This window comes from Paenibacillus nasutitermitis, from assembly GCF_014641075.1.
In the GTDB taxonomy this organism is placed as follows: Bacteria; Bacillota; Bacilli; order Paenibacillales; family Paenibacillaceae; genus Paenibacillus_Z; species Paenibacillus_Z nasutitermitis.
Genome location: NZ_BMHP01000009.1, coordinates 55,401 through 79,896, shown reverse-complemented (window position 1 = coordinate 79,896; position 24,496 = coordinate 55,401). Strand labels below are relative to the sequence as shown.

At 47.6% G+C, this 24,496-nt stretch carries 24 protein-coding genes and 3 pseudogenes; 9 read left to right on the top strand and 18 right to left on the bottom strand.

Annotated elements, in window-relative coordinates:
• Positions 1–7: 7 nt before the first annotated feature.
• Both IEY46_RS32230 and IEY46_RS32225 read right to left on the bottom strand, forming a co-directional pair.
• Positions 8–931, bottom strand: coding sequence for an ABC transporter permease (locus IEY46_RS32230; protein ID WP_188999308.1), 924 nt, complete (start codon positions 929–931; stop codon positions 8–10).
• 196 nt (positions 932–1,127) lie between these two features.
• Positions 1,128–3,386 carry a helix-turn-helix domain-containing protein gene (locus IEY46_RS32225; protein ID WP_229750692.1) on the bottom strand — a complete coding sequence of 753 codons (2,259 nt, stop codon included), beginning with the start codon at positions 3,384–3,386 and terminating at the stop codon, positions 1,128–1,130.
• Positions 3,387–3,957: 571 nt separating this feature from the next.
• Between IEY46_RS32225 and IEY46_RS32220 the strand changes: the two genes are divergently transcribed.
• A complete protein-coding gene (locus IEY46_RS32220; RefSeq protein ID WP_188999305.1) occupies positions 3,958–4,197 on the top strand; it encodes a hypothetical protein in 240 nt (79 codons plus the stop codon).
• Between the two features lie 158 nt (positions 4,198–4,355).
• On the opposite strand, the gene IEY46_RS32215 is transcribed toward IEY46_RS32220, so the two are convergent.
• The 3 genes from IEY46_RS32215 to IEY46_RS32205 all read right to left on the bottom strand — a co-directional run bounded on the left by IEY46_RS32215 (position 4,356) and on the right by IEY46_RS32205 (position 7,249).
• Positions 4,356–5,549 carry an MFS transporter gene (locus tag IEY46_RS32215; protein ID WP_188999303.1) on the bottom strand — a complete coding sequence of 398 codons (1,194 nt, stop codon included), beginning with the start codon at positions 5,547–5,549 and terminating at the stop codon, positions 4,356–4,358.
• A gap of 204 nt (positions 5,550–5,753) precedes the next feature.
• Positions 5,754–6,194 carry an Rrf2 family transcriptional regulator gene (locus IEY46_RS32210; RefSeq protein WP_188999300.1) on the bottom strand — a complete coding sequence of 147 codons (441 nt, stop codon included), beginning with the start codon at positions 6,192–6,194 and terminating at the stop codon, positions 5,754–5,756.
• 548 nt (positions 6,195–6,742) lie between these two features.
• Entirely contained in the window at positions 6,743–7,249 is a 507-nt protein-coding gene (locus tag IEY46_RS32205) for a MerR family transcriptional regulator (RefSeq protein WP_188999297.1), read from the bottom strand.
• 275 nt (positions 7,250–7,524) lie between these two features.
• Between IEY46_RS32205 and IEY46_RS32200 the strand changes: the two genes are divergently transcribed.
• The gene (locus IEY46_RS32200; protein ID WP_188999294.1) at positions 7,525–8,382 is read left to right on the top strand and encodes an SDR family NAD(P)-dependent oxidoreductase; all 858 of its coding nucleotides are present in this window, start codon (positions 7,525–7,527) and stop codon (positions 8,380–8,382) included.
• Between the two features lie 186 nt (positions 8,383–8,568).
• Here the strand turns inward: IEY46_RS32200 and IEY46_RS36635 are convergent.
• The 3 genes and pseudogenes from IEY46_RS36635 to IEY46_RS32185 all read right to left on the bottom strand — a co-directional run bounded on the left by IEY46_RS36635 (position 8,569) and on the right by IEY46_RS32185 (position 10,718).
• Positions 8,569–8,930: pseudogene (locus tag IEY46_RS36635) on the bottom strand (collagen-like protein).
• A gap of 116 nt (positions 8,931–9,046) precedes the next feature.
• Complete coding sequence (locus IEY46_RS32190) at positions 9,047–10,360, bottom strand: MFS transporter (RefSeq protein ID WP_229750691.1); 1,314 nt, start codon at positions 10,358–10,360, stop codon at positions 9,047–9,049.
• Between the two features lie 139 nt (positions 10,361–10,499).
• Entirely contained in the window at positions 10,500–10,718 is a 219-nt protein-coding gene (locus tag IEY46_RS32185) for a hypothetical protein (RefSeq protein ID WP_505814133.1), read from the bottom strand.
• 84 nt (positions 10,719–10,802) lie between these two features.
• Between IEY46_RS32185 and IEY46_RS32180 the strand changes: the two are divergent.
• Positions 10,803–10,919 (top strand): annotated as a pseudogene (locus tag IEY46_RS32180) (IS1595 family transposase); the annotation flags it as partial.
• Positions 10,920–11,627: 708 nt separating this feature from the next.
• On the top strand, positions 11,628–12,197 hold the full coding sequence (locus IEY46_RS32175) for a dihydrofolate reductase family protein (RefSeq protein WP_188999288.1): 570 nt from the start codon (positions 11,628–11,630) through the stop codon (positions 12,195–12,197).
• Positions 12,198–12,647: 450 nt separating this feature from the next.
• On the opposite strand, the gene IEY46_RS32170 is transcribed toward IEY46_RS32175, so the two are convergent.
• From IEY46_RS32170 to IEY46_RS32145, 6 genes and pseudogenes are all read right to left on the bottom strand, one after another.
• On the bottom strand, positions 12,648–13,070 hold the full coding sequence (locus tag IEY46_RS32170; protein WP_188999285.1) for an HIT family protein: 423 nt from the start codon (positions 13,068–13,070) through the stop codon (positions 12,648–12,650).
• Between the two features lie 20 nt (positions 13,071–13,090).
• Positions 13,091–14,335, bottom strand: a complete 1,245-nt coding sequence (locus IEY46_RS32165; RefSeq protein WP_229750690.1) for a hypothetical protein — start codon at positions 14,333–14,335, stop codon at positions 13,091–13,093.
• Between the two features lie 119 nt (positions 14,336–14,454).
• Positions 14,455–14,900 (bottom strand): annotated as a pseudogene (locus IEY46_RS32160) (group II intron maturase-specific domain-containing protein); the annotation flags it as partial.
• Between the two features lie 156 nt (positions 14,901–15,056).
• Entirely contained in the window at positions 15,057–16,019 is a 963-nt protein-coding gene (locus IEY46_RS32155; protein ID WP_188999279.1) for a hypothetical protein, read from the bottom strand.
• Between the two features lie 259 nt (positions 16,020–16,278).
• Positions 16,279–17,613 carry a HAMP domain-containing sensor histidine kinase gene (locus tag IEY46_RS32150; protein WP_188999565.1) on the bottom strand — a complete coding sequence of 445 codons (1,335 nt, stop codon included), beginning with the start codon at positions 17,611–17,613 and terminating at the stop codon, positions 16,279–16,281.
• Between the two features lie 17 nt (positions 17,614–17,630).
• Positions 17,631–18,308, bottom strand: coding sequence for a response regulator transcription factor (locus IEY46_RS32145; RefSeq protein WP_188999276.1), 678 nt, complete (start codon positions 18,306–18,308; stop codon positions 17,631–17,633).
• 246 nt (positions 18,309–18,554) lie between these two features.
• Here IEY46_RS32145 and IEY46_RS32140 point away from each other — a divergent pair, with 246 nt between their 5' ends.
• Entirely contained in the window at positions 18,555–18,989 is a 435-nt protein-coding gene (locus IEY46_RS32140) for an SRPBCC family protein (protein WP_188999275.1), read from the top strand.
• A gap of 481 nt (positions 18,990–19,470) precedes the next feature.
• Here IEY46_RS32140 and IEY46_RS32135 read toward each other — a convergent pair whose 3' ends face one another.
• On the bottom strand, positions 19,471–20,349 hold the full coding sequence (locus IEY46_RS32135; protein WP_188999273.1) for a TetR/AcrR family transcriptional regulator: 879 nt from the start codon (positions 20,347–20,349) through the stop codon (positions 19,471–19,473).
• Positions 20,350–20,522: 173 nt separating this feature from the next.
• On the opposite strand from IEY46_RS32135, the gene IEY46_RS32130 reads away from it, so the two are divergent.
• From IEY46_RS32130 to IEY46_RS32115, 4 genes are all read left to right on the top strand, one after another.
• Complete coding sequence (locus tag IEY46_RS32130; RefSeq protein WP_188999272.1) at positions 20,523–20,915, top strand: VOC family protein; 393 nt, start codon at positions 20,523–20,525, stop codon at positions 20,913–20,915.
• 48 nt (positions 20,916–20,963) lie between these two features.
• Positions 20,964–21,392, top strand: a complete 429-nt coding sequence (locus IEY46_RS32125) for an SRPBCC family protein (RefSeq protein ID WP_188999270.1) — start codon at positions 20,964–20,966, stop codon at positions 21,390–21,392.
• A gap of 76 nt (positions 21,393–21,468) precedes the next feature.
• Positions 21,469–21,669 carry a cation transporter gene (locus tag IEY46_RS32120; protein WP_188999269.1) on the top strand — a complete coding sequence of 67 codons (201 nt, stop codon included), beginning with the start codon at positions 21,469–21,471 and terminating at the stop codon, positions 21,667–21,669.
• A gap of 107 nt (positions 21,670–21,776) precedes the next feature.
• The gene (locus tag IEY46_RS32115; protein WP_188999267.1) at positions 21,777–22,436 is read left to right on the top strand and encodes a peroxiredoxin-like family protein; all 660 of its coding nucleotides are present in this window, start codon (positions 21,777–21,779) and stop codon (positions 22,434–22,436) included.
• Between the two features lie 164 nt (positions 22,437–22,600).
• On the opposite strand, the gene IEY46_RS32110 is transcribed toward IEY46_RS32115, so the two are convergent.
• The 3 genes from IEY46_RS32110 to IEY46_RS32100 are packed head-to-tail and all read right to left on the bottom strand — an operon-like array spanning position 22,601 to position 24,495.
• On the bottom strand, positions 22,601–23,371 hold the full coding sequence (locus IEY46_RS32110; RefSeq protein WP_188999266.1) for an ABC transporter permease: 771 nt from the start codon (positions 23,369–23,371) through the stop codon (positions 22,601–22,603).
• Positions 23,371–24,129, bottom strand: coding sequence for an ABC transporter ATP-binding protein (locus tag IEY46_RS32105; RefSeq protein WP_188999264.1), 759 nt, complete (start codon positions 24,127–24,129; stop codon positions 23,371–23,373). Before IEY46_RS32105 ends, IEY46_RS32110 begins: the two co-directional genes overlap by 1 nt.
• A gap of 15 nt (positions 24,130–24,144) precedes the next feature.
• On the bottom strand, positions 24,145–24,495 hold the full coding sequence (locus tag IEY46_RS32100) for a DUF1048 domain-containing protein (protein ID WP_188999262.1): 351 nt from the start codon (positions 24,493–24,495) through the stop codon (positions 24,145–24,147).
• Between the last annotated feature and the right edge of the window lies 1 nt (position 24,496).

The following is a 24,496-nucleotide window of genomic DNA, read 5'->3' as shown; positions in this document are numbered from 1 at the left end:
CTCCTTTCTACCACAAGCTGGTGCTCGACAGCTTCTTGGCGATATAGTTGACGGAAACGAGCAGAATCAGATTGATGATCGAGTTGAAGAAACCGATGGCCGCGGAGAAGCTGAAGCTCGAACCGAGCAATCCGACCTTGTACACATAGGTAGAGATGACCTCCGACGTGCTCAGGTTCAGCGGATTTTGCATCAGATAGATTTTCTCGAAGCCGAGCTTCATAACGTTGCCGAGATTCAGAATAAGCAGCACGACAGATACCGGAATCAGGCTCGGAATGTCGATGCTGATGATTTTCTGGAACCGAGAAGCACCGTCCACTTTGGCTGATTCGTAGAGCTCGGGGTTAACTCCGGCGAGAGCGGCGATGTAGATGATTGCGCCATACCCGGTAAATTGCCACACATCGGACCAGACATAAATGGATTTGAACAAACTCGGCATACCCATGAAGTTCGTATTTTCCATGCCAAGCAAGGAGAAGAACTTGCTGATGATTCCGACATTCGGCGAGAGGGTCACGACCAGAATGGAAACCATGATGACCGTTGAGATGAAATAAGGCGCGTAGGTGACAAGCTGAACGCTTTTCTTAAACCAGCCATTCCTGATTTCATTCAAGGCCAGGGCGAGCAGGATGGGCGCAGGGAAGCCGACCAACAGACCATACAAGCTGATGCCGAGCGTGTTCTTCATATACAACCAGAAATTGGGGGAATCAAAAAACTGCATGAAATATTTGGTCCCCACCCAGGGACTGCCCCACATTCCCTTGATGACGTTGTAATCCTTGAAAGCGATGACGATACCTGCCATAGGGACGTACTTAAAGACGATCAAATAAACCAGCGGCAAAAATAAGACCAGATACAGCTGCCAATGACGTTTGGCCTTTCTCCATGGCGAAGGTGCCGCATTCGGACTTGACAAGTTCTCATCTCCTTTCGTCCATGCTGTAGTTTTGCTTTTCTGATGCCCAGTTTAGACCTCTGTGAACGGATATGGCAATAAACAAGAATCGGCGATGCAACCGTTTTCCTTTTAAGCTGAAAAAAGACGCAGCCCCGGAGGATTCCGGGGCTGGCAGCAGGACCAAACTGTTTTCTACAAGTTAACCGATTTCGTGCTAAGAGGGCCGTTTGGCCGCTTCCTCGCGGTATTCGCTGGGCGAAACCCCGACAATCTTCTTGAACACGCGGCTGAATGAGATCGCACTCGTATACCCGACGCGCTCCGCAATCTCCTGCACCGAAAAATGGGCTTCAGCAAGCAGACGTTTCCCTTCCTGCATGCGGAGATGAATCAGGAAGTCGACGAATTTCTGACCAGTTTCTTCCTTAAACAGCTTGCTGACGTATTTTGCATTCAAACCGTAATTTTCACTCAAATACTCAAGGGACATGTTCGGGCTGGCGAACTGCTCTTCGATCAACCTTCGCATATCTCTGATCATGACGGCATGCTGGCGCTTATTTTGAACCTCCTGCAGAGCAGCGGCAAGATCCGTTAACAGCTGCTGTGTCTCCTCCCGCATTTGCTCCAGCGATTCGCAGGCGTCAATACATCCACTCAGCTTCGGCAGCCCTTCCCGGTTCCAAATTTCTTGAACTTCCTTGCTCAAACCCGTCAGTTCACGGCCCAGATAATAGACCAGATAGTTCATCAAGCTCATAATCTCTTCTTTCTTCAGCAGTCCTTGATTCAGCTGTTGAAACAGCTCGTCGTATTTATGAGCCCAATCCTCTTCGAGAAGGCGGAACGATTGCACAATAGAGCGAATCGCGTTCAGATGCGAGAATACTTCCGCCTGTCCTTGGCTCATAATCTGTTTGTACGTGATGACACCGTTTTCACCGAGCATGATTTTGTATTTGAGCGACTCGATCGCTTCTTTGAATGATTTCGAAAGATCGGCCAGTTGGTTGGCCGTTTGGCCGATTCCAATCGTGACGGAAAATTTCATATACTGCTGTGTCCAGCTCCGGACATTCTCAAATAATTCCAGCGTCCGCTGCTGTTCGAGCTCTTCGTCATCGCTTTGCTCAAACACCATGACGCACAGCTGCGAGGCCGAAGTCCATTCCGTCCACAGCTCGCAATCGTATTTCGCTGCCAGCTCCTGGACCATCGTCCGCAGGGCGAACTTCAGTAATATTTGATCCTGGCTCGAATAGTCCCCGCAGAAGTTTCCATACTTGTCAATCTCGATCACGGCCATGACCTGACGGTTCGTAGGCGCCGGAAGCTGCAGACTGTCCGCTTCTTTCTTCCACTGATCAATCGATAGGGCCGGCCTGTCCTCAATCAGTTTGTGGAATAAATGCCGGGTACGCAGATGGAGATCTTCCTTATGCTTCTGTTGAAATTGGTTTGCCTGTTCCATCATGTTATCCAGCGCCGACTCGATAAAGATAAATTCGTCGATTCGGCCTTTCGTAACCAGACTGCCGGGAATCGGCAGCGTATAGCCGCGCAGGCGCGAGACGATCTGTTCGAGCGGCCGGGTATTTCGCCGGGACACAACGATCATCCAAACAATGCCCAGGACTATCATCACCAGACCGATCATAAACCAGACATTGTACAAGGAGGATATAAAATGAACGACCCTGCCGTTCACGAGTCCGCTTTCATAAGTCCAATCCGAATAGCTTGATACGTAATGGGAATACACTTTGGCCGTATCCGCCGCTCCGCTATCCGTGAACAAGGCACTGCCCGAAGCATCCTTCACCCGGATAAAGCTCAAATTCGGATCGTAGAGATCTTCGGTCATTTTGCGCAGCGACTCGGTTGATACATTAATGACGACAAGCCCTTTCTCATTCGTAATGAAAGGGACGCCTCTCACCAGACTGACAACTTGCTTGCCCTTAATGACCGAGAACGGCTTGAAACTTCTCACGCTCGTCCACTTCTTATTGGAAGAAGACATTTTGTTGCTGGTAATGAATAAGTGGTCATTGTAACTGCTTACATAATCGCTTGTCGCATTCGTGAGAACGAATTGATCCTCATAGCGGACCCAATAGATGGAATCGATTAACGGATAGGATGTAATCATATCCTTCATTTTTTTAACGGCATTAATATTGACATAGGGATCGCCGTCCGTTGGACTGTTAAAAAAGTCGTTCAGGACCTTATTATTGATAATTTCAAGCATCACCGCGTTGTCGATGGCTTTGAGTGACGTATCGATGAGGCGCATCGCCTGCAGCGATAGCATTTTATTCGCATTGAGCGCCTCCTTGCGGTTCTGCTCACTCAGCATTTGGAAGAAAACGAAAAAGATGAAGGTAATGACAATAAAAAAGATTGGAATATAAGATAGCAGCAGGCGATAAAACCATGTTTTCCCCATCAAGGGTCCCTTTGCCTTCATCTTCTTTGCCTCCTGACCGTAAGTTTCGCGTTCCTTCTCAACTGTACAAAGATATCATCCCTAGCCGGGATCCGCGCGTGTGTTCTATTACCCTCGCAAAGCTTCTCCAATAATAACATGTTCGATATGCCTTTGGAAAAACAAGAAATACCAAGGATCGGGATTGAGTTCCGGAGGGACATTTGCCCGCCTTTTCCCGCTCCTCGGACGCACGCAAAAAAAAGATAAAGGAGCTGCCGCGGCATGCTCCTTAGTTGATGTTCTTATGGATTTTTATTTTCATGATCTCCACGACAGGCTGACGATTCGGTGCCAAGGCACTTCGAAAAGTCGCCCTTTTATTGATTTACCTTATTGAGTTAACCGGCACGTTATCATAATCCTCAAACTTCATCCTGTCAAGAAATAATGCGTGAATGAGCGAAAAAGCGGGGGAACCCCAATACTGGTTTCGAAATAGGAATGAATTTTCGAGAATAAGAAGCCATTTCGTTTTTTCCAATTCATCCAGTTTCACGTAAAATTTCTTTTGAGGTCAATCGAAAAGGATAAACAGAAAAGGAGGGTCTGCATGAACAGAGTGGACAAAATCAGATTTATGCTCCTTTACGGTAAAGCGCCCGAAGCAGAATGCTTCGGGTACATGGAGTTGAATCGGGATGGCAATATGATTGCGCTCTACAATAGGTATGGCGAGGAAATAGACATGTATGGCGGACATGAATTCATCAGGGTACGGATGCTTGGTAAATTCGATGACGAAGACCGCGATCATTTTTATTCCTTGTTAGAAAGTGATGGTGTAGGATGACTTGCACGACAGGCCGGCCATTGGGTGTCAAGGACAGAACGAAAAGAACGTACGTGAGGTTAGAAGGTGACCGCGCAGGTTCGCGAAGCAAAGAGAGGGCCGATGTTAGGTGTGCCATACCACCTATGTCACGAGCAATCATGTCCACTACATGTGCTTCATTCTATCCTTCCTTCCGTACGATTAATAACGGTTTCCGTTTTAGATATACGATAGCTAATTCCAAAAACGATTAATGCTAAGAGAACGGCAGCCCCCGAAAAGAATCCAAGATTGTTAACCGATCCATACTTGAGCCCAAGTCCGCCGAACAATGCTCCGAGCGCGCTTCCCAAATAGATGAAGGAATTGTGCAGAGAGAGAACGACCCCCGACATGCTTCCGGACAAATCAATCAACCGATGCTGTTGGGCAGGATTGAAAGCATAGCCGCTAAAGCCCCATAAAGCCATTGCGGTGATTCCGACGATCAATGGATCTGCGAAACCATGGATGTAGCGTAATAAAGATAAAGTCGAGACCGCGCCGAGCAACAAGAATAGACTGAGTACGATCGTTCGTGTTGAACCGAATCGGTCAACAGCATATCCGCCAAAACTCACCCCGGCAAAACTTGCGATCCCTACAAAAAAGAGAAGAATGGTTATCGTTTGCCCTGCTGCTCCGAACTGTCCGAAAATATCAGCTACATAAGTAAAGACGAGGAAAATGCCGATTCCCCAGGTTAAACTCGTCACTAAGGCAGATAGGATCAAAGGACGTTTAAGTAAAGATAATCTGTTTTTCAAAGAAACGGTCTCAGACGGATCGATCGTTGGAAAAAACAAGTGTATGAAAATGGCCGCCAGGACCGCTAACACGCCAACGATCCAGAATGGCATTCTCCAATCAAGGGTATAAGCAATCCACGTCCCTAGAGGAACCCCAAGAATGAGAGCGATCGTCTGACCCCCCAGTACCATGGATAGCGAACGGCCGCGTTTATCAGGAGGCGCCAGAACGGACGCAGCGCCCGCGGCTGCCGGAGAAAACATCCCTGCACCAGCTGCCGTGATCATCCTCCCCAGGAAAACAACAGCATAGATGTTTGCCAATCCGCAGAGAAAGTTTCCGGCGGCAAATAAAAGCATAGCTCCCGCCAAGAGCCGTTTTCTCTCGACCCTTCCTGTCCACATCGTTAAGATCGGCGAACCGACCGCATAAACAATCGAAAAAACCGTAACAAGTTGCCCTGCGGTAGATATCGAAACGTTTAAGTCCTGAGAAAGCGCAGGAAGTAACCCGGCTATCATAAATCCTTCCATTCCAATGGCGAATCCTCCCAGTGTCAGTAAAAGCAGCCGAAAACCCATAAAAATGAACTCCTTTCGAAGACTTCATTGATTCAATATAATCAATTCAGTTACATTGAATAACAAAGTAATGGATGTATAAGCAAAAAGTTCACCCTTATCAAGAGAACTAAATTGGTTACATTGGTAAGCGATAAAGAGTCGCCGGAAAATCTACCCTATCCAGCCCCTTTTGTTTCTTCGCTTAATAGCCCCTCATTACTCTTATACGCTGGTCTGAGTGAGCGTTTCTTGTAACAGAGCGGAAATGGTTACTTGAGCCAGCCTTTGCTTCATTGCATCTTCAGATTGACTGAAAATACCGTTTAATGCCGGCTGTATTCCCTTTCCAATCAGGCATCTTGGATTGGGTGGACTATGATGGAGCTCAAACAACGGTTTTTGTACAATCGCTTCATAAACATCCAGCAGTGTGATGGTATCCGGATCTTTTGCAAGTTTCCAGCCTGTTTCTGTTCCTCCATGCTGTACGATGACCAAGCGGGCTTTCCGAAGCTGCCCCAATATTCGACGGATGAAAACAGGACTGGTATTCACGCTGGCGGCAATCCGATCCGAAGTCACAAACTCGTCTTTCTCTTTCGTCATCATCGCAATCCACGATAAACTATGAAGTGCTATCGTATACCGACTTACAACGGCCATAGGTCTCCCTCCTCCCCAATAAAACTATTGTAGTTACATCGATATATAATGTCAAGTGCGCAAATGGATCGGTATATGGAGAAACGAAAATCCATCGCAACGCCTGCACAAGTAAGCAGGAGCATTATGATGGTCAACCAAATGGAATCGTAATATCGTTCTTTAACAAGCTGGAGGATAATTGCAATCATAACAATCAGGAGCTGCTCATAAGGACCATTCCGAATCATTCATAGGAACCCGGTAGCCCCATTTCAACACAAACATGGCAAAGGCGAGTTGAATCACGGCCACAAATAAAAGCTGCCGATCATTTGGAGCATAGATCTGCAAATGCGGACAGGCGCAGCCAGTGTTCGGTATAGCGTATGAGCAGCGACACATTGTTCGGCAGGGAACTCCCCTAAAAACTTGCCGTTACTTGTGATAAGGTTCTCCGTATCATAAGTAGTTCCCCTACAATCATTTTTCCACCCTTGATCTTTCATTAGTTGTTGAATCCAACCCAAAGTGATCAGCTTCGCTGTACCCCCCTTGTTATTGCGAGCTTATCTTGCGGAAGACGATAACTTGCCCGCTTTGGCCGATACGGAAAAATAACTCATCTCAACGGTTGAGACAGGTATTCGTTTCGGTTCTCCCATCGTTTTCTCTGACAAGCCGACCTGACTTTCATCCGAGCAGTCCCGTCGGTATCTCCCCACCTCCAACTTCATGTCAATAAAATCGACGACCTGCTGCAATGAGGCTATTTGGCTGACGATATCTTCCCGGTGGCTTCTTAAGTGTTCCACCAGTTCGGGATATTCCGCGGGATCGGCATCGGCGGAAACCGCCAAAAAAGGCCGAATTTCCTCTAGCGGCATTCCCGTTTTTTTCAGGCAAGATATCAGCCGAATCGTATCGATGTTCTCCTGCCGGTAGACGCGATGCCCGTTATCCTTCCGGTCAGCACGGGGAAGCAGCGCGATTTTTTCGTAATAACGGATCGTATCCTCAGAAATTCCGGTTTGCACAGCGGTTTGCTTTATCGTAAAAGTTTGCTCTTCCCTCATCCTGTTCCCTCCCGGAAATTGTTTTTCTGTGCATTATACATCTTAGTACTGGCCCCAAGTCAAGTCTCTTATCCTTAGAAGTAGAACCAGTAATGCCATCCTTTCTTCAAAAACGGCACCCGTTCCAGCGGAAATATAAGGAATAGAGTATCCAGTGAAACTCATACTTTCTTATATTTGAACAAAACTTTTTTCGACCCTTGACTTGGAGTCGACTCCAAGTTATAGAATATGCGCTATCAGGTATATATGCCGATATTAGGAGGAGACGTACTATGAACAAGAACCAACGTGAAAATATAGCATTGATTACGGGCGCAAGCGCCGGGATTGGGTTGGAATTAACCCGCAAATTGCTGTCGGAGGACTGGCAGGTGGTTGCTTTGAACCGTTCCGACTTTCCGACGGACGATATGAGAATCCAAGAAGCCGTTAAGAGTGGATGGCTTCGAATTTATAAAACAGCTGATCTTGCCGACTATGCCAGCCTGAGACGGGCTTTGGAAGAGATAAAGGAAAAGGAACAGCGGATCGATATTTTGTTCAACAACGCGGGCGGGTCCTTTTCTGAGCTAAGCTTTTCGAAACAAGGACGCGAAAAGCATTATGAGCTATTGACGGTCGTTCCGTATATCATTCTGATGGAATTGAAGGAACTCATAATAAGTGGTCGCTTAAAGACGGTGATCAATACCTCATCTTCAGCGCTAAAATTTACGAAAGAGTTTAATATCGAAATTCTAGAGCACCCCCAAACCTTCCGCAAGCTGCTTGGTCCTTACGCCACTTCAAAGCTAGCGCTTTCGCTGTGGACTCACGCCATCGCGTCGCAACTTGCCAAGGACGACATCAAGATCCGCAGTGTTGACCCGGGTAGCAATAATACGCTAAGAAAAGGGAAAAAATCCGGACTGCCCCTATTGGTTATACCGTTGATGAAGTTGTTTTTCTCACCTCCTACCCATGGCGCGGGCAAGCTGTATGAGGGTGCTCTCGGGGAACACCATAATGAGACCGGCGTATTTTTGCTGAAAGGTCAGGTTACGGAAATAAAATTTAAAGATCAAGCGCGGAACATTTTGGAAAGGGTTAATATGATTTACGAGCACGAATTTTTACAACGTATTTTTTAACTTTACGGCTGTAGCGGCGTAGCGGCTGAGCGGAGTTGAAGGGCCATTCCAGTAACCCTTTTCAATTCTTTTCTCATTCCTGCATTAACACGGTCTATAATCGTTGATCTTTCGTGACGTGCGGCAAACACAAAAAGCACACAACAAAGAGAACAGCCCGCAGGCTATTCTCTTTCGCTGTCTGCCTTACGAGCGAATCCGATTCAAATCAATGCCGAAGTACGCCCAGGAGAAACCGAACCATCTGAACCCTGCAATAGAATTACGCCCGACGAATACTGGAAAAAACCAGAATTGCTCGCCATTGTTCAGCCAAATGTATGTGTTGCGGAACAGGCAGTGTCTGATCCAGCCGGGGTCGATGGCAAATGTGGTAGCCGACATTTGCGATACGAATTGCGGTGGAGGAGCCGTCGGCGCTTGAACGCCTCCTGGTGCCCCCCTGGAAATTGTCCGGGAAATCCACCTGGAAATCCTGGTCCTCCTGGTCCGCCTGGTCCTCCCAAAAAAAAAACGTCCAGTCTAACCTGAACGGTAGTGGGGGAAATTAGTGAACCGAATATCAAAAATAAGACTTAACATAAGCATTATCAAAAATTTTCGCCCTATTTATGATACGGTTCACCCCGATTGATCTTCATCCGCCATGGCGCACCCTTCCCTGTCACCGGGGCGTCTGCGTCCAATTCCGCTCTTTAATACGGGCTGGCTTTATCCTCGCCGCATATTCAGCCGCAAAGAAACCCACACCCGCAATTAGCGATACGGCCGCTGCAAAATAATACATGCTGGAGCCGCCATAGCTGTCGTTGAGCCAGCCCCCGATCGTGGCGCCTGTCATGCCGGCGAGGCCCAGGAATACCATAGCCAGCAGCGATTGGCCGGTTGCGCCCAACTGCCGGGGAAGCACGCGCACGGTGTAATGCACGGCGGCGATCCAGAAGACGGCGAAGGTGACGGCTGCGCCCCCTTGAAGCAGGAGAATCTGCCATGGCTCGGAAGCCCAGGCGTAGAGCAGCCAGCGGATGGCATACAAAATGCCGACGATACCGATCAGCACAAATTCATGAATGCGCTTCAAATACCGGCTGAGCAGCAAGAAGGCGGGCAGCTCCACAATCGCAGAGATGGCAAACCCCCAACCAACCAAAGAATCCGATGCGCCATTCTCCCTCATATACAAGGCGAACATGGCATCGTTCATTCGTTGGGGGATCGTAATCAGGAAGACCAGCAGCAGGAATAACAGGAACGCCTTGTTCCCAAATATCCCCTTTATGCTGCCAAGCGTCATCTTCTCCCCATCAACAGGCTCGTCCTTCAGGCGAAATAGCAGCAGGATAGGGAATATCCAAACTCCCCAGAACAAATAGCCCAAATTCTGAATCCCGCCCATGGCCTCAAGCACGTAGCCGCCCGCCACGGCAATCGTCGTGAAACCCAGTGAACCGAACAGACGAACGGACCCGTATGTGGCCCCTCTTCGCTCTACCACCTGAATGGTAACGCTGTCAAGCAGCGGAAAAGAAGGCTGGAAGAATACGTACATCAGAATAATGAACATAAACGTCATCACATAAGCTTCCGAAACAAACAATCCAATGCTGAACAGAATCGTCAGTATCCACAGCACAAATACGACTTTCTTTACCGTCTGCATCCGGTCGCTGACATAACCCCAAATGGGCTGGAAGAATACAGCGATCAATGGCCCGGCCATCAGCATCGCTCCGATTTGAGAGGCAGTATACCCCCTCTCGGCAAAATATAACGGCAGGTAAGGCGTCGCTACACCGCTCGCCGCATACAGCCAAAATTGCAATCCTCGAAGTGTCCCCAGCTGTTTGTCCACGATCATTCTCCCTGTCTCAAGAAAAAAACGACTGCCGCCGTTTTGCTTCGCGCGGACCGTCCATGCCGTGAACGCACAAACGATCCCTTTATCCGCCTCATGCGGCGAAGGCCATCTCTTCCCCAATATCATAGTAGTAACCTTTACGGGTCTGCCTCATTTTATCTAATTTCCGGGCAAATGCATACACTCTGAAAACAAATAAATTCATTCATTTGCACAAGCACGAACACACATCCCTTGCAGCAAAATTCCGTTAGCTTAGTCACGTTACGGAACGGTTGTTATTATCACTTAATCTGATCACTTTCATGGGCAGCCGTTCACCCCAAAGCCTGCTGAATGCCCGTGCCAGCAGGATGCCGACCATAGAGGGAACAGCAGTTGCCCCATTGATCGCGCGCCAGCTAGCATCACCCATTTGCTCGGTCGGAATGAAGAGACCAAAAGTCCAGACGATATTAATCAGAAGATATGGCATCACCGCTACGGCGGCCATTCTATTACACGTATCGAAAAGTAAAGTGACCTCAAGTTTAAGTAGGTTAAATTGTTTGACCCGGAAGTTGGCAAATACGTTATTAAAACACGTACTGGACAAGTCAAACGGCAACGTTACCGCTGTAAATCCTGGCTTCAAACATTCTATGACCTGACGAATACCCCACTTCAGCGGACACGAAGAACTCCTGCCTGTTTATTGTAACGGACACAAACATCAAGCTTCGGCATATAGCTTTTGATTATCTTGTGTAATTAAATACGCAATCTATAAGAAATTACAACATTTGTTGTATGCTATGATATAAAAAACTTCGCATAATCTACACCTGATCCTGCAATGGCACGCTTGAATGTCTTCGTAGGGAAATGGAATACAGAGGGTTTGATTAAAGCTAGTCCGTCCGGGCCAGCTACGCAGTTGAAAGCAGTAGATACCTACGAATATTTGCCCGGGGGTCAAAGCTATTGAGATCATCGGCTATGATGCTTCCAGTCAGACTTATACAACACGCTCGTATGATAACCATGGCAATATCAGTGAATACCAAGCGAACCTACACGACAGTACCTGGACCATTTTGGGTAAATCGGAGCGATTCACAGGTATGTTTAGTGATGATAGCACTACGTTAACAGGTAGCTGGGAGCTGTCGACCGACGGAAAGAATTGGGTACATTGGATGGAGATCAAGTTAACTAGAGTCATTTAGCTGAAAATTCCCCTACTACGTTATATTTACTTGGGGTGTTGTCTTCATAAAAATCCAGATTTCCACTTGAACCTTACGTAACGTAATGAATTATAATGAACGTCAGCAGCAGGATGAAACGCAGGCCAACGGCCAAAAACATCGAACAAAATAAATTCGAAATCGGAGGAGAAACAGACATGAGAAAACTCGTATTGTTCATGCATATGTCGCTGGACGGGTATGCGTCGGATTCGAACGGAGGACTAAATTGGATTCCTTACAATGAGGAATTAGAGAAATACGCCGAGGAGGTCGTAGCCGAAGTCGGCTCTCCCGTATACGGACGCACGACGTATCGGATGATGGAGAGCTACTGGCCCACGGTGCTGGACAATCCGGATGCGTCGAGGCACGCTATGGAGCATGCCAAATGGGTGCAGGATGTTAAGAAGATCGTCATTTCCGGCACGATGGACAAGGTGGAATGGAACAATACGATGCTGATCAAGGACAATATCGCAGAGGAAATCAAGGTACTCAAGGAGCAGCCCGGCAAAAATCTCGTTATCTTCGGCAGCCCGGGAGCGGCGAAGACGCTGCTTAAGCTCGGCCTGATCGACGAGTTCCTGCTTACAATTTGCCCAGTCGTCCTGGGCGGCGGAAAATCGGTATTCGACGGCGGCGGCGAGAAAATCAGGCTCAAGCTGCTGTCCAGCCGAACGCTCAATTCGGGCATTATCGCGGCCCGCTATGAGTTGGAGAAATAGCCGTACAAGGTGTTCCGCTAAACTTGCAGCTTCTTTTCCGACCCTATATAAAATGCACTGCGTATGCGAGACAGCGAAAAATAAAAAGGAAGACGCCGTGATTTTTTCACCGTCTTCCTTCACCAGTCAAGTCAAACCACCTACTTTACAAACGTCTAAAGAAGCGGAAGTGTTTCTTCCGCTCCCAATGCTGGTAACAAGCCTTTTGGAGTCATAAAAAACTTCACTGAAACTCCTCATTGAATCAATTGTCTATCTCATCATCACGATTTACTATTGCTTCATAAATGAGAAAGCATTCCCTTTGTCTTGTTTAATTTGTTCAGTTAAACATGCCGCCGCCTGTTCAATCGCTGGCTGCATGGTATCGTGAAGCTGTTACAAATGATCTATCACTTTCGTATAGACTTGAGTTGTTACTCCCATCATTTCACTCTCCATTAACTGAAGTTACAAATACGCCCTGATCCTATTAATGATCTGTTGGTACTGTTCTTCCGTTAAAAATTTCTTCTTGCCCTCCTCTCCAGTCAACTCAAACGGCCAACCCCATAATTTTCCTGATTTTGTCTTTGGCACAATGTGAAAGTGAATATGAGAGTCGATATCCCCATAAACGGCATAATTAATTTTGTCAGGCGAAAAAGCATGCTGGATAGCTTGCGCTACCTTGGCAACATCTTTCATATACCCGGCCAATTTATCATCATCCATTTGAAATAATTCTGTTTGGTGAATGTCCAATACGACATAGCAACGTCCCGGATATTCCTGCTCATTATTGAGATAAACTCGTGAATGCTCCAAAATCGCTACTTCTTTCATGTAATCCTTGTACTCATCTGTGCAATAAAAGCAGTTGTCATGATTCATACTTTAGCATCCCCCTCGCCCTATTGCATCTGTAAAGCGACTCTTTGCTGAATTGAGCCGTAATCGAACGAACCGGTCGTTATCATACCCGGCAGACTTATCTTATAAGATTTATTGCCCTCGAATCCTCCATTCAAAGTATCGCTATTGGTGATCGAAATGTCATCCCAATTGACATTAACGCTGTAATTTCCACCGTTCGATTTCTTTTCAAAGACACGTAATGTAACGACAACGTTTGACTTCCCTGAAGCTTGAGAGGTAATGTCAACGGACTCGTTATACCAAGTCCCTGAGTCATCATCTGCCACATCTTTTTCCCAAACAACAACCCCATCAATGAGCACTTGCTTGTAATGATAGGTCTTGGGAGCCGTAGTGCCTCTATCATCATAATGCGAAAAGGCAAGCGTATAAGTCGGCGCCGCTTTCGTCGTAAAACTTCTGGAACCCGTTGTATACGTGCCGCCCGATGTATTTCTTGAAGTTACTCTCCAATAATAAGTTGTACTGTAGGATAATCCTTGTACCAAAGCATAAGGATAAATGATTTTATTCCTGTCTATCACGATATTCATAAAACCGCTGTCTGTGGCGACTTGCAGCCTGTAATCTGCCGCATTTGCCGAGGGTTGCCATTGGAAACTTAAAATGTTGTTCCGACCGGTTGCCCCATTGGAGGGTGTGCCAAGCGAAAAGGGTTGCGGCGAAGACTGCCCCGGATGAAGTTGCATCAAAATAGCGATATCATCCATTTTTCGAGCGCTAGTCCCCCAATGAAGAGAAAGAAACTTTTCATAAAGTGTCCAAATGCCGCTTTTCCATCTTTCCAGGTCACCGTACTCAAGCGTAAATTGTCCCGGATAACCCCCGGACCCGTCTACGGAATCAGAAAGCCATGGATTACTTGTCGATCCGTTCCACATCAGACTATACACCGTATTTCCAAACTTGGTCAGTTCACTGCCTGTGAAACTGCCCCCTCGCATGTAGTTGTATATCGCTCCGCTAATATCCAGAGGGGCGTGCCCCCAACCTTCGGAATATACCGTGTGGCTGTCGGACGAAGTTTTCCTTTCCCAATAGTTCCAGGTATACGCACTGCCGCTCGTTGTAAGAGAGTTCCTGAAATTTCCGGCAATCAAGTCTGCCCATACTAAATAATGACGGTTGGAAGGGGTTACTTGCGCCATGGCATACAAAGCTTTGGCAAACGCAATCGTCATATTTGTCGGCAAAGAACGACCAGGAGCGTCATGATCCAAATATTCGTTATAGTATTCCGACCAGACCGTATCAAATCTGGGTATCAGATCACTGTTAATAACGAATTCCAGTTGATTTGCTTGCGCGCCATAAGTTATCCCCTGCGGGTTGGTTGCTGAGGACTACCTGCAATCCTCCAGTATTTCTTCCTTGTATTGCCCCATTCATAAGCTTTTCCCTTAGATACACCTAGTGCGGTTAGCTTCTTCACCTTTGTTCGTGGTACTTTCCACTGTTTCCACAAGCACATGCGTAATCTTCTTCGTGTCCATTCGTCCGTCCCGTTAGATACTGGTTCAGTTTCTTGATCCGCTGTTCCATTGGTAGGGGGCTTTTCCGCGATGTGATCTCTTTGATCTTTGCCTTCACTCGTTGCAAAGATGGTTTTGAGATTCGTATCTTTGGGTTTGCTTTATCCCAGCTAAACGTAAACCCTAGGAACTTCCGTTTCCATGGGCGGTCAACCGCACTTTTCATTTGGTTTACCTTCAGTTTCAGCTTCTTCTCAATGAACTGCGTCACGGAATCCTTCACTCGTTTTCCTGCTTTCCATGTTTTCACGTAGCAAGATCCCGTTAGCTTAGTCTCTCGTTACGGACGGTGTTATTATCACTTAATCTGATGATTATGTCTGCCATCGATACGACAAAAAAAGAACCGGCACCATACGCCGATTCTTTCCATAAATTCATTTTGCCCGGACATAAACATAACGGGTCCTCAGGACTTGCCGCTCAGAGCTCGTCGGCGATCGTGCAGTACCAGCAGAATGATCATGGCCATCATTACGCCCAGCACGGTGCCGGCCTCTGTGGTCAGGACCCGTGGCAGCGGGTACTCCGGGGAAAACTCAGAATCGGTGCGTATGGCGGAGAAGAGATTATATGCAAACAACATACCCGACGAAATCCATGCTGCTGCCATCGGTGGAAGGAAACTCCGCGATCCGCGGCGGCTGATCAGCACCAGCAAACCCCACGCCCCCGCCAAGGCCCATACACCGGTACTCAATGTCAGTAGATGCCACCACACATCGCGGTCATCCAGCCTGTCCGGATCGATACCGAGGGTACCGCCTGCGGTCCAGTACATCTTGATAGCACCCAGTATTATGCAGCCAGCTGCGATGAGTCTGCCTAAGGTGATCTGCATATCCTGGGTGTGTCCCGGCAATTCCATGTCGGTCGGACCGCCCAGCGCCTCCGGCCACCGCGCTTTGGCGTATCCCGCCAAGGCGAGCGGCAGGAAAATACCGATCCCCATCAGCGAGACCATGACGAAGATCTGTTCGTAGGACCAGATGTCGGCTGCGCCTGCCGCCATGTCCCGAGTCATGGCAGCCGGTCCGAGCACCGGTGCCAGCAACAGCATCGGAACGAGCAGACCGGTGCCTACCCACACGGGGAGGACAACCAGCCATGCCGGTAGCCGTTCACCCCACGGCCTGCTGAATGCCAGTGCCAGCAGGATGCCGACCATAGAGAGAACAGCAGTTGCCCCGTTGATCGCGCGCCAGCTGGCATCACCCATTTGCTCGGTCGGAATGAAGAGACCGAAAGTCCAGACGATTTTAATCAGAAGATACGGCATCACCGCTATGGCGGCGCCATAGCCGCAAAACCTACGCATCTTCATCCATTGCGGGGCAAACCGCTCCGCCGTTACCTTGTTATCGTACAGCATTTTATTTTACCTCCTTAAACAATCCCCAATGGTTTCGATATCGTGCCCTATTAAACCGCTGAAGCGGTCCGGATCGTACTGCACTCCATTCTTTCTATAAATCCGCCTTTTCTGATCACCACATATCCCATTCTATTACACGTATCGAAAAGTAAAGTGACCTCAAGTTTAAGTTTAGGTTAATTTATTTACCCGGGAGTTGTTAGAACCCACGATCCAAATGGAATGTTTTATTAAAAAAAAAGAAACCGCGCCCAAATCATCTAAGATGACTCACGCTGCAGCTTCTTTCCGACCCTATATAAAATGCACTGCCGTTTGCGCAGGATTCCAGCCCCCACTGCAAGCCCATCTCCCTGGCCATCATCGATATGATGGACAAACCGATCCCCGCGCCTTTTTCAGGTGACTCGCCAGAGGTGCCAGGACCTTTGTCTTGAATGACAAGCATCGACTGCCCCTTTCGTTCAACGATTTGAATGCCTATGTACCGACCCAACCCAGCATGACGCACCACGTTCTGAAACACATTGTCAAGGATCCGGTTAAACCAGAGCGGATCGACAACCCATCTCAGAGGCCGCTCAGGAAGCTCAACAAAGACCTCAAAACCCTTGTTCTCGAATACCGGATACCACTCGGCCACTCTGTTCCTTATTTCTTCAGCTATATCGATCGTTTGCACACGCAGCGGATACTTTCCCGCGGACAGCAGTGTGTACGAAAGAAGGTTATCCATCAGCCTGCTCACTTCATCCAGTTTGTGCTCGATTACGTCAAGCGAGGCCTGTCCCCGGGAGGAAGCAGGGTCTTTCCGAACCGTATGGGTATGCTGCCGGATCACGGTCAGCGGCGTCCTAAGGTCGTGGGAAATATTCGATATAAGTTGCTTGCGCAGTTCCTCCTCCTTCCTCTCCCGGTTACTGCTGTCCTTAAGCTCTCGTACCATCCGATTAAACGCACCTTCGAGTTCTCCGATTTCGTCGTCCTTGCTTATGGTGACTTCATCCGGAATATCCTTCAGATTGTTTACTGTCATCGCTGATTGAAGCCTGACGAGTCTTCTGCGAAGACGAAAGAAGAAGAGCCACGACAGCACGAAAAAGGACAGGCAGATTACGAAGAACAGAAGAACAAGCAGCGCGTTTCCCGATAGCGACAATTCCGCAGACAGAATATGGGATTCGGGAAGCTGAATGACCATAACCCCCTGCTTCGGATCGTTTCCGATGAGTGACGTTGCCGCAAACGTCTCACGTTCACGGTGTTGTGCCCAAAATGAGAGAGCATCCTCATAGGTCCACTGCTCAGGTATATCCGGCGGATGGTTCATGACAGGATATTTCTTCCCCGATGAGTCCACCCAGAACATCTCAGCATCCGGATAGTCTTCGTTCAACTTGTATAGCCTTTCATATATCTCATCCCTACTAGCACCGTCCAGCTTGACTGCTTCTTGCCGCCACATGCGGTTAATATCCTCCGGAACATACAGCGCATTTTCCCTGAATAAATAGACCGGCATATAAAACATTGCCGGAATGATCGGCCATAGAAGCAACGCGGTCAAAATAAGGATCAGGTATTTCCCCATTAAAGAGCCTCGGATTCTCATGATCGCACCCGGTATCCGACACCACGGATTGTCTCGATAATTTTTGGAAAACCGGAATCCAACTCGATCTTCTCGCGCAGATGCCGGATATGCACCGTCAGCGTCTTATCTCCGTCCAAATGCGGCTCGCCCCAAACAGCTTCATAAATCTGTTTCTGGGTCAAGATGTGATTCAGATGATCCAGGAAATACATGAATATATGAAACTGCTTACCTGTAAGCACAATCTCTGCCCTGGTTTTGGAAATCCATAAACGGCTTTCTTTCCGGTCGATCGTTAAATGCCGGATTTGAAGCAGTTCTGTTTCCGCAGCGCCGGTACGCCTGAGGAGGACTTGGATGCGGGCAGCCAACTCATCCGGATGAAATGGCTTCGTTATGTAATCATCGGCAAACGTCAAGCCTGCAAGCTTATCCTCGATTGCGGTTCTGGCTGTAAGCAGCAGGATGGGCATAGCGGGATTGATCCGTTTCAGCCGCTGACCGACCGTGAATCCGTCCAGACCCGGAAGCATAATATCCAAAACGACCAGATCGCAGTGTTCCATTGCTACCTCCGCACCATGGCCTGAAGTCTTCCAGATCACCTCATAGCCTTGACCGATTAAAAAGTCCCTGGACCAGGAACCGATTTCCTGATCGTCTTCAATGTACAAGATGGTAGATGTCTTCATCGTATTATGAACCCCTAAAAAGTGATATATGTAGTCTAGCATATTATTGCGGCTCAGGAGATCGAGAAGTTCTTGTCTACCGGAAATGATATTGTATAAAATAGCAAACGAAAAGAAATCCAGCGGGTAATCCTGTGCTATAATAGGTTTTGGGAATTATTAGGATTTGAATATGCGTCAGCATCCGGGGATAGTGGCATTGGCCGGTTCTTCCCGGAATAATAGATCTTATAAGGAGGTTATGTTATGGGAACGAATAGTCCGGTAACGATAACAGTCGAAGCGATTGTACAAGCTCCCGTCGAAAGCGTGTGGAAGTATTGGACGGAGCCGAAGCATATCATGCAATGGAATAAGGCTTCCGACGACTGGCATACGCCATTCGCGGAGAACGATCTGAAAGCCGGCGGTAAATTCGTCTCGCGAATGGAAGCCAAAGACGGCAGCTTCGGATTTGACTTTGGCGGCGTATACGACGAGGTGAATGTGAATAAGAATCTCTCCTATACGCTCGGCGACGGTCGAAAAGTAAAGGTCGACTTTATTCGCCAGGACAACGACACGCAGATCATCGAATCGTTTGAAGCAGAAGAGACCAACGCCGCTGAAATGCAGCAAGCCGGATGGCAGGCGATCTTGGACAATTTCAAGAAATATGCGGAGACGGCTAAAGAAGAATAAGAACGAAGAATGATCGTTGAACAGACAATGAGCAGCTTGCTACGGCAGCCTGCTCTCTTTGTGTTCATTAAGCTTGGGCCGGTAATGTAAACCTGATACTTAGCTCGAGGCCATTGCCCAGGTGGATCGTGTGAAAGACGTTTATTCAGAATGTAAACAGCTATCATAACCGTTTGAAACGATGGCACCGCCACAAAGCGATAAGAAATATATTCAGCATCCGAAAGAAGAACCTTCCAGCATTCGCAGAGAAGGCTCTTTAGTGCACCTATTTTTAGTATATCGCCATCGCCAACTTAATTTAATATAAAAAATGTTGACAAGAGGTGGTTTTAGTTCAACGATCAACCTTTAGTTAATCGTTAATTATCTGAATTCGGATGAACTTACCGGTATTCAAGCTGCTATTACGCCCTTCAGCCCGTTTGATCAGAAATGCCACCGGACCATTGTCGGTAGCCTCGTGGAGAATATTAATCATTTACCCAAGCAGCTTATCCAACTGTCCTACGATGTTTTTTAATTCATGCTGTGTTTGCAAGAACTCCAGCATAGTTCGAATGAGCATTCGTTTTGGCTGATCTTTATCGGTTTCCTCCTGAAGCAGCCCTGCGACTTCATTTAGTTCCGTTTTTCGCGTAATCGGCACCATTAGCTCGTCAACGGTAGATCTGAGGTTCCGGAACAGATCTTCTATGTTTTTGGCTGCCGGAACCGGTGTTCCTTCCAAACCGTGCTGCACATATTCCACGATGACCGAAGGTTGAAGGATGGGCGTTAGTTTGGTTTTCAGAATGCCAACGACCATATCTTCCATCCGAGCAACAATAAATATTGCGGCACTCTCCAGATTCAACGGTTGGTTCACGAAATTCGGGAACTGCGTAAATTCTTTCATCATTCCGTGATATACGGCAACCAAATCCCATATGCACGCTTCTATCTGCCCCCCATAAACCGTTAGCAAGCAGTCTTTATAATAATTTAACTGGCGAGCTCTGAGACAATGACAAAAAGAAATAAATTTCCCTTTTTCTTGCACAGATTGAACTTGATTTTCCTCTATGCTGAATTTTAGTTCCGTAAAATATTCTAGCTGATGCAACGTTTCACGGATGAATCTGTCTTTGGGCGAGAGTGTTATGTTTGCTTTTATCGCTTCTGCTTGGTCATACATGTCCTGTATTTTGAAAGCATAGACCTCGATTAGTAAATCCTCTTTGGAAGAGAAAAATTTATACAACGATGGCTTGGCAATGCCGCAATCGTTCGCTATATCCTGGATGGAAGTAGACACGTACCCTTTTTCTGAAAAAAACCGCATGGCAGAGTCCATGATCCTCTGTTTCAGTAAACTCACTGGATTACCTCTTTTCAAATAAGAATTGACATTCAAACGTTCGTCGAACATAATGAATGGAATAAGTTACTTATAGGTTTTTCAAAAAACCAATCGGTAAAAATTCAATGCTCTGATACTCATTATAAATCATTGGAGCAAAAAAACCATGAAGAGAGGCAGGAGTTAAAAAAATGGAACAAAACCAAAGCGGTACCCCGTCCAACCTGCAGGGTAGAATGATTGGAGCGAGTTTGACTACCAATCAATCCGAAGATGTACGCGATTTTTATAAAGAGGTGATCGGCTGGGAGCATATTGAAGTCAGTCAAGGAGATCATTCGGACTATAGAAAGACGACACCGGATGGACAGTTCATGGCCGGCGTTCACCATCCCGCTGGAATGTTTTCCGGCTTGCCACCGGTCTGGGTCCCCACCTTCCTGGTAAGTGATCTGCGGGCGAGCTTGGAATGGTGCAGAAAGCTGGGAGGTAATGTATTGATGGAGCCAATGAACTACGAAAAAAACAGTGGGGCCGTGATTGAATATCCGGCTGGCGCCATTTGTGGACTTTGCCAAATATAAAAGGTTTTCGGTAAAAAAAATTCGAACACATAGAAAGTAGGAATGAATATGGAAGTTCCGCGTCAGGGTCTGCTTCCCGATATCCGCATGATGCAGGTCGTGGATTTTCCCATTCAGAAGGTTTGGGAGGCTATCGCCACATCGGAAGGAATTGCCGCATGGTTCATGCTGAATGATTTTAAGCCCGCCCTAGGCCATATGTTTTTTGTGGATGCAAGCCCGATCGGCTTGATTCCATGTAAAGTGACGCTAATCGATCCGCCTAATCGCCTATCGTATGAATGGGGCAAGGATTGGCTTTTGACATTCGAGCTGAGAGACCTGGATGGACAAACGGAATTGACGGTCGTTCACTCGGGTTGGGATGTGAACAAGGTAGCTGAATCTGGCAGGACCCATACCGTGGCACATGAAAAATTGTCTCTGGCTTGGACTGTTCTCATCAATCGTTTGGTAAGAAGAGCAATTAAAAAATGACCTGAGAATGAAGCTCGAGTGAGGGTTTACGATAACGTATTATTGAAATCTAATAATATATAGCGGAGGGAATTATATGCAACAAACAACACTTCAAGTACTTGGTATGGTATGTAATCATTGTGTCAAATCAGTTGAGGATGCATTGAATGCGCTCGGGGTGTCAGGGTGTATTGACCTGAAAGAGGGCATCGTTGTTGTTGAACATGATACAAACAAAGTATCCATAGAAGCTATGAAGGATGCCATTGAATATTTAGGGTACGACGTTGTCTAAGGACAAAAGGTAGGCTGCGGTTCACATGGTTTTATCCACATCTTACGTTTCTTTTGGTGGGTCTTAAAAAGTAACGAATGATCATAGATCGGAGGATAAGAGAATAAATGGAAAACCTGAACGAACAATTAGCGGTCATGGAAGAGAACCTCAAAACAGTTATACCTTTGGAAGCATATCGTTTGCTCCAACAATCATTAGAGAACCTGCAACAGTCAGGCGTTGCAAACGGTTTGCAGGTCGGGGACCAAGCGCCGGACTTCACGTTAAAGAATGCTTTAGGCTCCGAGATTAACTTCTATCAAGCGTTAAATAATGGTCCTGTAATCTTGTCGTTTTATCGCGGGGGCTGGTGTCCGTATTGCAACCTTCAGCTCAGGGCATTACAAGCCATACTCCCCCGTTTTCGGGAACTCGGCGCAAATCTCATTGCCGTTTCACCGCAAAGTCCCGATAATACGATAGGGCAACAAGAAAAAGAGCGGTTTGGATTCTCCGTGTTGAGTGATAACAACGGGCATGTAGCGAGCCAATTCCATGTGCTGTATGAAGTCCCGGAAGCGGAAAAAAACGTGTTGCAGGGCTTTGGAAGAAATTTGTTGGAATATAATGCGACGAATCGATGGATCTTGCCGGTCCCTTCAACCTTTGTAATTGACAGCAGGGCTGTTATCCGTTTCGCTCATGCCAATTCTAACTTTATGCGACGTGTGGAACCAGAAATCATTTTACAAGTATTGAGAGGAGTGTTGAAAGATGGAGAGTAGCGGATGGGTCATAATACCAACTAGAATTCGAGCCAGCTCCCCAAATTAAGGCGCTCCTGTTCCAGCTAGTATAATCGTCCAAGAACACTGTCGGGAGTCGATTGAGATAAAAAAGAGAACAGGCTACCCGTGGCAGTCTGCTCCCTGGTTATCTTTAATGACCCTTAAGCTGCATTCCGTTTGTATGCGCGCATCGCAAATAGATATGCGACGATCATTATCCCTAAGCACCACGCTAAAGCGACCCAGATATCAGTGCCTACCGGTTGACTTGACAATAGTGCACGGATGGTCTCTACGATAGACGTCACCGGCTGGTTTTCGGCAAAGGCGCGTACGACTGACGGCATCGTCTCTGTCGGCACAAACGCCGAGCTGATGAATGGCAGGAAGATTAACGGATAGGAAAATGCGCTTGCACCTTCCACCGTTTTTGCGGACAGTCCGGCAATGGCCGCGACCCAAGTCAAAGCCAGCGTAAACAGCACGAGTATACCTGCTACCGCAAGCCAAGACATTACCCCGGAGGGCGAGCGAAAGCCCATAATGAGCGCTACGAGAATGATGACGACAACAGAAATGACGTTGGATACCACCGAGGTCAGCACATGCCCCCATAGTACAGTGGAACGCGCAATCGGCATGGAATGGAACCGCTCAATGATGCCCCGTTGCTTATCCAAAAACAGGCGGTAAGCCACGTAGGCCACCCCGCTGGCAATCGCCATAAGCAGTATACCAGGCAACAGGAAGTTCACATAGTTATCCGTACCGGTTTCGATTGCGCCGCCAAACACGTACACGAACAGCAGCATCATTGCAATCGGAGTGATACAGACCGTGAAGATGGTGTCCATACTGCGGAAAATATGGCGCATGGAACGTCCAAGCATCACGCTCATATCGCTGAAAAAATGGTTTTTTGCCGCCTCCATTAGATGGCCTCCTTTTTACCGATGATTGCGAGGAATATTTCCTCCAATGTCGGCTGTTTTTCAACATACTCTACCTTCGTTTTCGGGAACAGCTGTTTCAGCTCCGCGAGTGTGCCGGTGGTGATAATCCTGCCCTCGTGCAAAATGGCAATTCGGTCGGCAAGCTGCTCGGCTTCCTCTAAATACTGCGTGGTCAGGAATACCGTCGTGCCGCTGTCGGCAAGCTCCTTGACAATCTTCCAAACCTCGATTCGTGCCTCGGGGTCAAGCCCGGTGGTCGGCTCGTCGAGGAAAATGATCTGCGGTTTTCCCACAAGGCTCAAGGCGATGTCGAGCCTACGGCGCATACCACCCGAATAAGTAGATGGCTTACGGTTGGCCGCGTCAGTTAAGCCGAAACGTTTCAACAAATTGTCCGCTACCTGATACGGATGATCCAGATGCCGCAGCTTAGCAATCATGATCAAATTTTCCCGCCCGGTCAATATCTCGTCCACGGCGGCAAATTGTCCGGTCAGACTGATCGCATGCCGCACATTCCCTGGTTTTGACACGACGTCAAATCCGTTTACAGCGGCAGTGCCTCCGTCCTGTTTGAGCAGCGTGGTGAGGATTCTGACAATCGTCGTCTTGCCCGCGCCGTTGGAGCCAAGCAGGGCGAAAATCTCACCTCGCTTCACTTCAAAATCGACGCCCTTAAGAACTTCTGTGTCCTTGAAAGACTTTCGCAGACCTTTCACTTCAATCGCTTTTTCCATCCCGACATCCCCCTTTTACTTTGTTTTATCCGTAACCTTTTTCATGGCCTTGTTCACTTCCTGGTTAACAGATTCTTGATAGATGTCAGCGTACGTTTTTGAATCTTTGATTAAATCGTCGCAGAAAGCCGCTACGTCACTGCCCGTCACTTCGAGCACGCCTTTCCCCAAGGCCGCGCCCTCTTCAAAAAGATCGATAATCCCCGAGAGCAATCCCGTCCCTTCGGTTAGCTCAACAGGGCCGACCTTAATGAGATATTTTTGGATCTCTTTATAAACAATCTGATAATCTTGCGGGAGCGTTTTGACACGGGCCACATGCGCCCGCCATTCTTTTTTGCCTTCGATGATATCTCGTATTTTCATG

What these genes read in the sequence shown, in the direction of transcription:
- IEY46_RS32210 (WP_188999300.1), bottom strand. Translation starts at nt 6,194, where the DNA reads ATGGCCGTTGTAAGTCGGTATACGATAGCACTTCATAGTTTATCGTGG.
- IEY46_RS32215 (WP_188999303.1), bottom strand. Translation starts at nt 5,549, where the DNA reads ATGGGTTTTCGGCTGCTTTTACTGACACTGGGAGGATTCGCCATTGGA.
- IEY46_RS32115 (WP_188999267.1), top strand. Translation starts at nt 21,777, where the DNA reads ATGGAAAACCTGAACGAACAATTAGCGGTCATGGAAGAGAACCTCAAA.
- IEY46_RS32110 (WP_188999266.1), bottom strand. Translation starts at nt 23,371, where the DNA reads ATGGAGGCGGCAAAAAACCATTTTTTCAGCGATATGAGCGTGATGCTT.
- IEY46_RS32130 (WP_188999272.1), top strand. Translation starts at nt 20,523, where the DNA reads ATGGAACAAAACCAAAGCGGTACCCCGTCCAACCTGCAGGGTAGAATG.
- IEY46_RS32120 (WP_188999269.1), top strand. Translation starts at nt 21,469, where the DNA reads ATGCAACAAACAACACTTCAAGTACTTGGTATGGTATGTAATCATTGT.
- IEY46_RS32205 (WP_188999297.1), bottom strand. Translation starts at nt 7,249, where the DNA reads ATGAGGGAAGAGCAAACTTTTACGATAAAGCAAACCGCTGTGCAAACC.
- IEY46_RS32225 (WP_229750692.1), bottom strand. Translation starts at nt 3,386, where the DNA reads ATGAAGGCAAAGGGACCCTTGATGGGGAAAACATGGTTTTATCGCCTG.
- IEY46_RS32105 (WP_188999264.1), bottom strand. Translation starts at nt 24,129, where the DNA reads ATGGAAAAAGCGATTGAAGTGAAAGGTCTGCGAAAGTCTTTCAAGGAC.
- IEY46_RS32125 (WP_188999270.1), top strand. Translation starts at nt 20,964, where the DNA reads ATGGAAGTTCCGCGTCAGGGTCTGCTTCCCGATATCCGCATGATGCAG.
- IEY46_RS32170 (WP_188999285.1), bottom strand. Translation starts at nt 13,070, where the DNA reads ATGAATCATGACAACTGCTTTTATTGCACAGATGAGTACAAGGATTAC.
- IEY46_RS32145 (WP_188999276.1), bottom strand. Translation starts at nt 18,308, where the DNA reads ATGAAGACATCTACCATCTTGTACATTGAAGACGATCAGGAAATCGGT.
- IEY46_RS32100 (WP_188999262.1), bottom strand. Translation starts at nt 24,495, where the DNA reads ATGAAAATACGAGATATCATCGAAGGCAAAAAAGAATGGCGGGCGCAT.
- IEY46_RS32155 (WP_188999279.1), bottom strand. Translation starts at nt 16,019, where the DNA reads ATGCTGTACGATAACAAGGTAACGGCGGAGCGGTTTGCCCCGCAATGG.
- IEY46_RS32175 (WP_188999288.1), top strand. Translation starts at nt 11,628, where the DNA reads ATGAGAAAACTCGTATTGTTCATGCATATGTCGCTGGACGGGTATGCG.
- IEY46_RS32200 (WP_188999294.1), top strand. Translation starts at nt 7,525, where the DNA reads ATGAACAAGAACCAACGTGAAAATATAGCATTGATTACGGGCGCAAGC.
- IEY46_RS32140 (WP_188999275.1), top strand. Translation starts at nt 18,555, where the DNA reads ATGGGAACGAATAGTCCGGTAACGATAACAGTCGAAGCGATTGTACAA.
- IEY46_RS32220 (WP_188999305.1), top strand. Translation starts at nt 3,958, where the DNA reads ATGAACAGAGTGGACAAAATCAGATTTATGCTCCTTTACGGTAAAGCG.
- IEY46_RS32150 (WP_188999565.1), bottom strand. Translation starts at nt 17,613, where the DNA reads ATGGGGAAATACCTGATCCTTATTTTGACCGCGTTGCTTCTATGGCCG.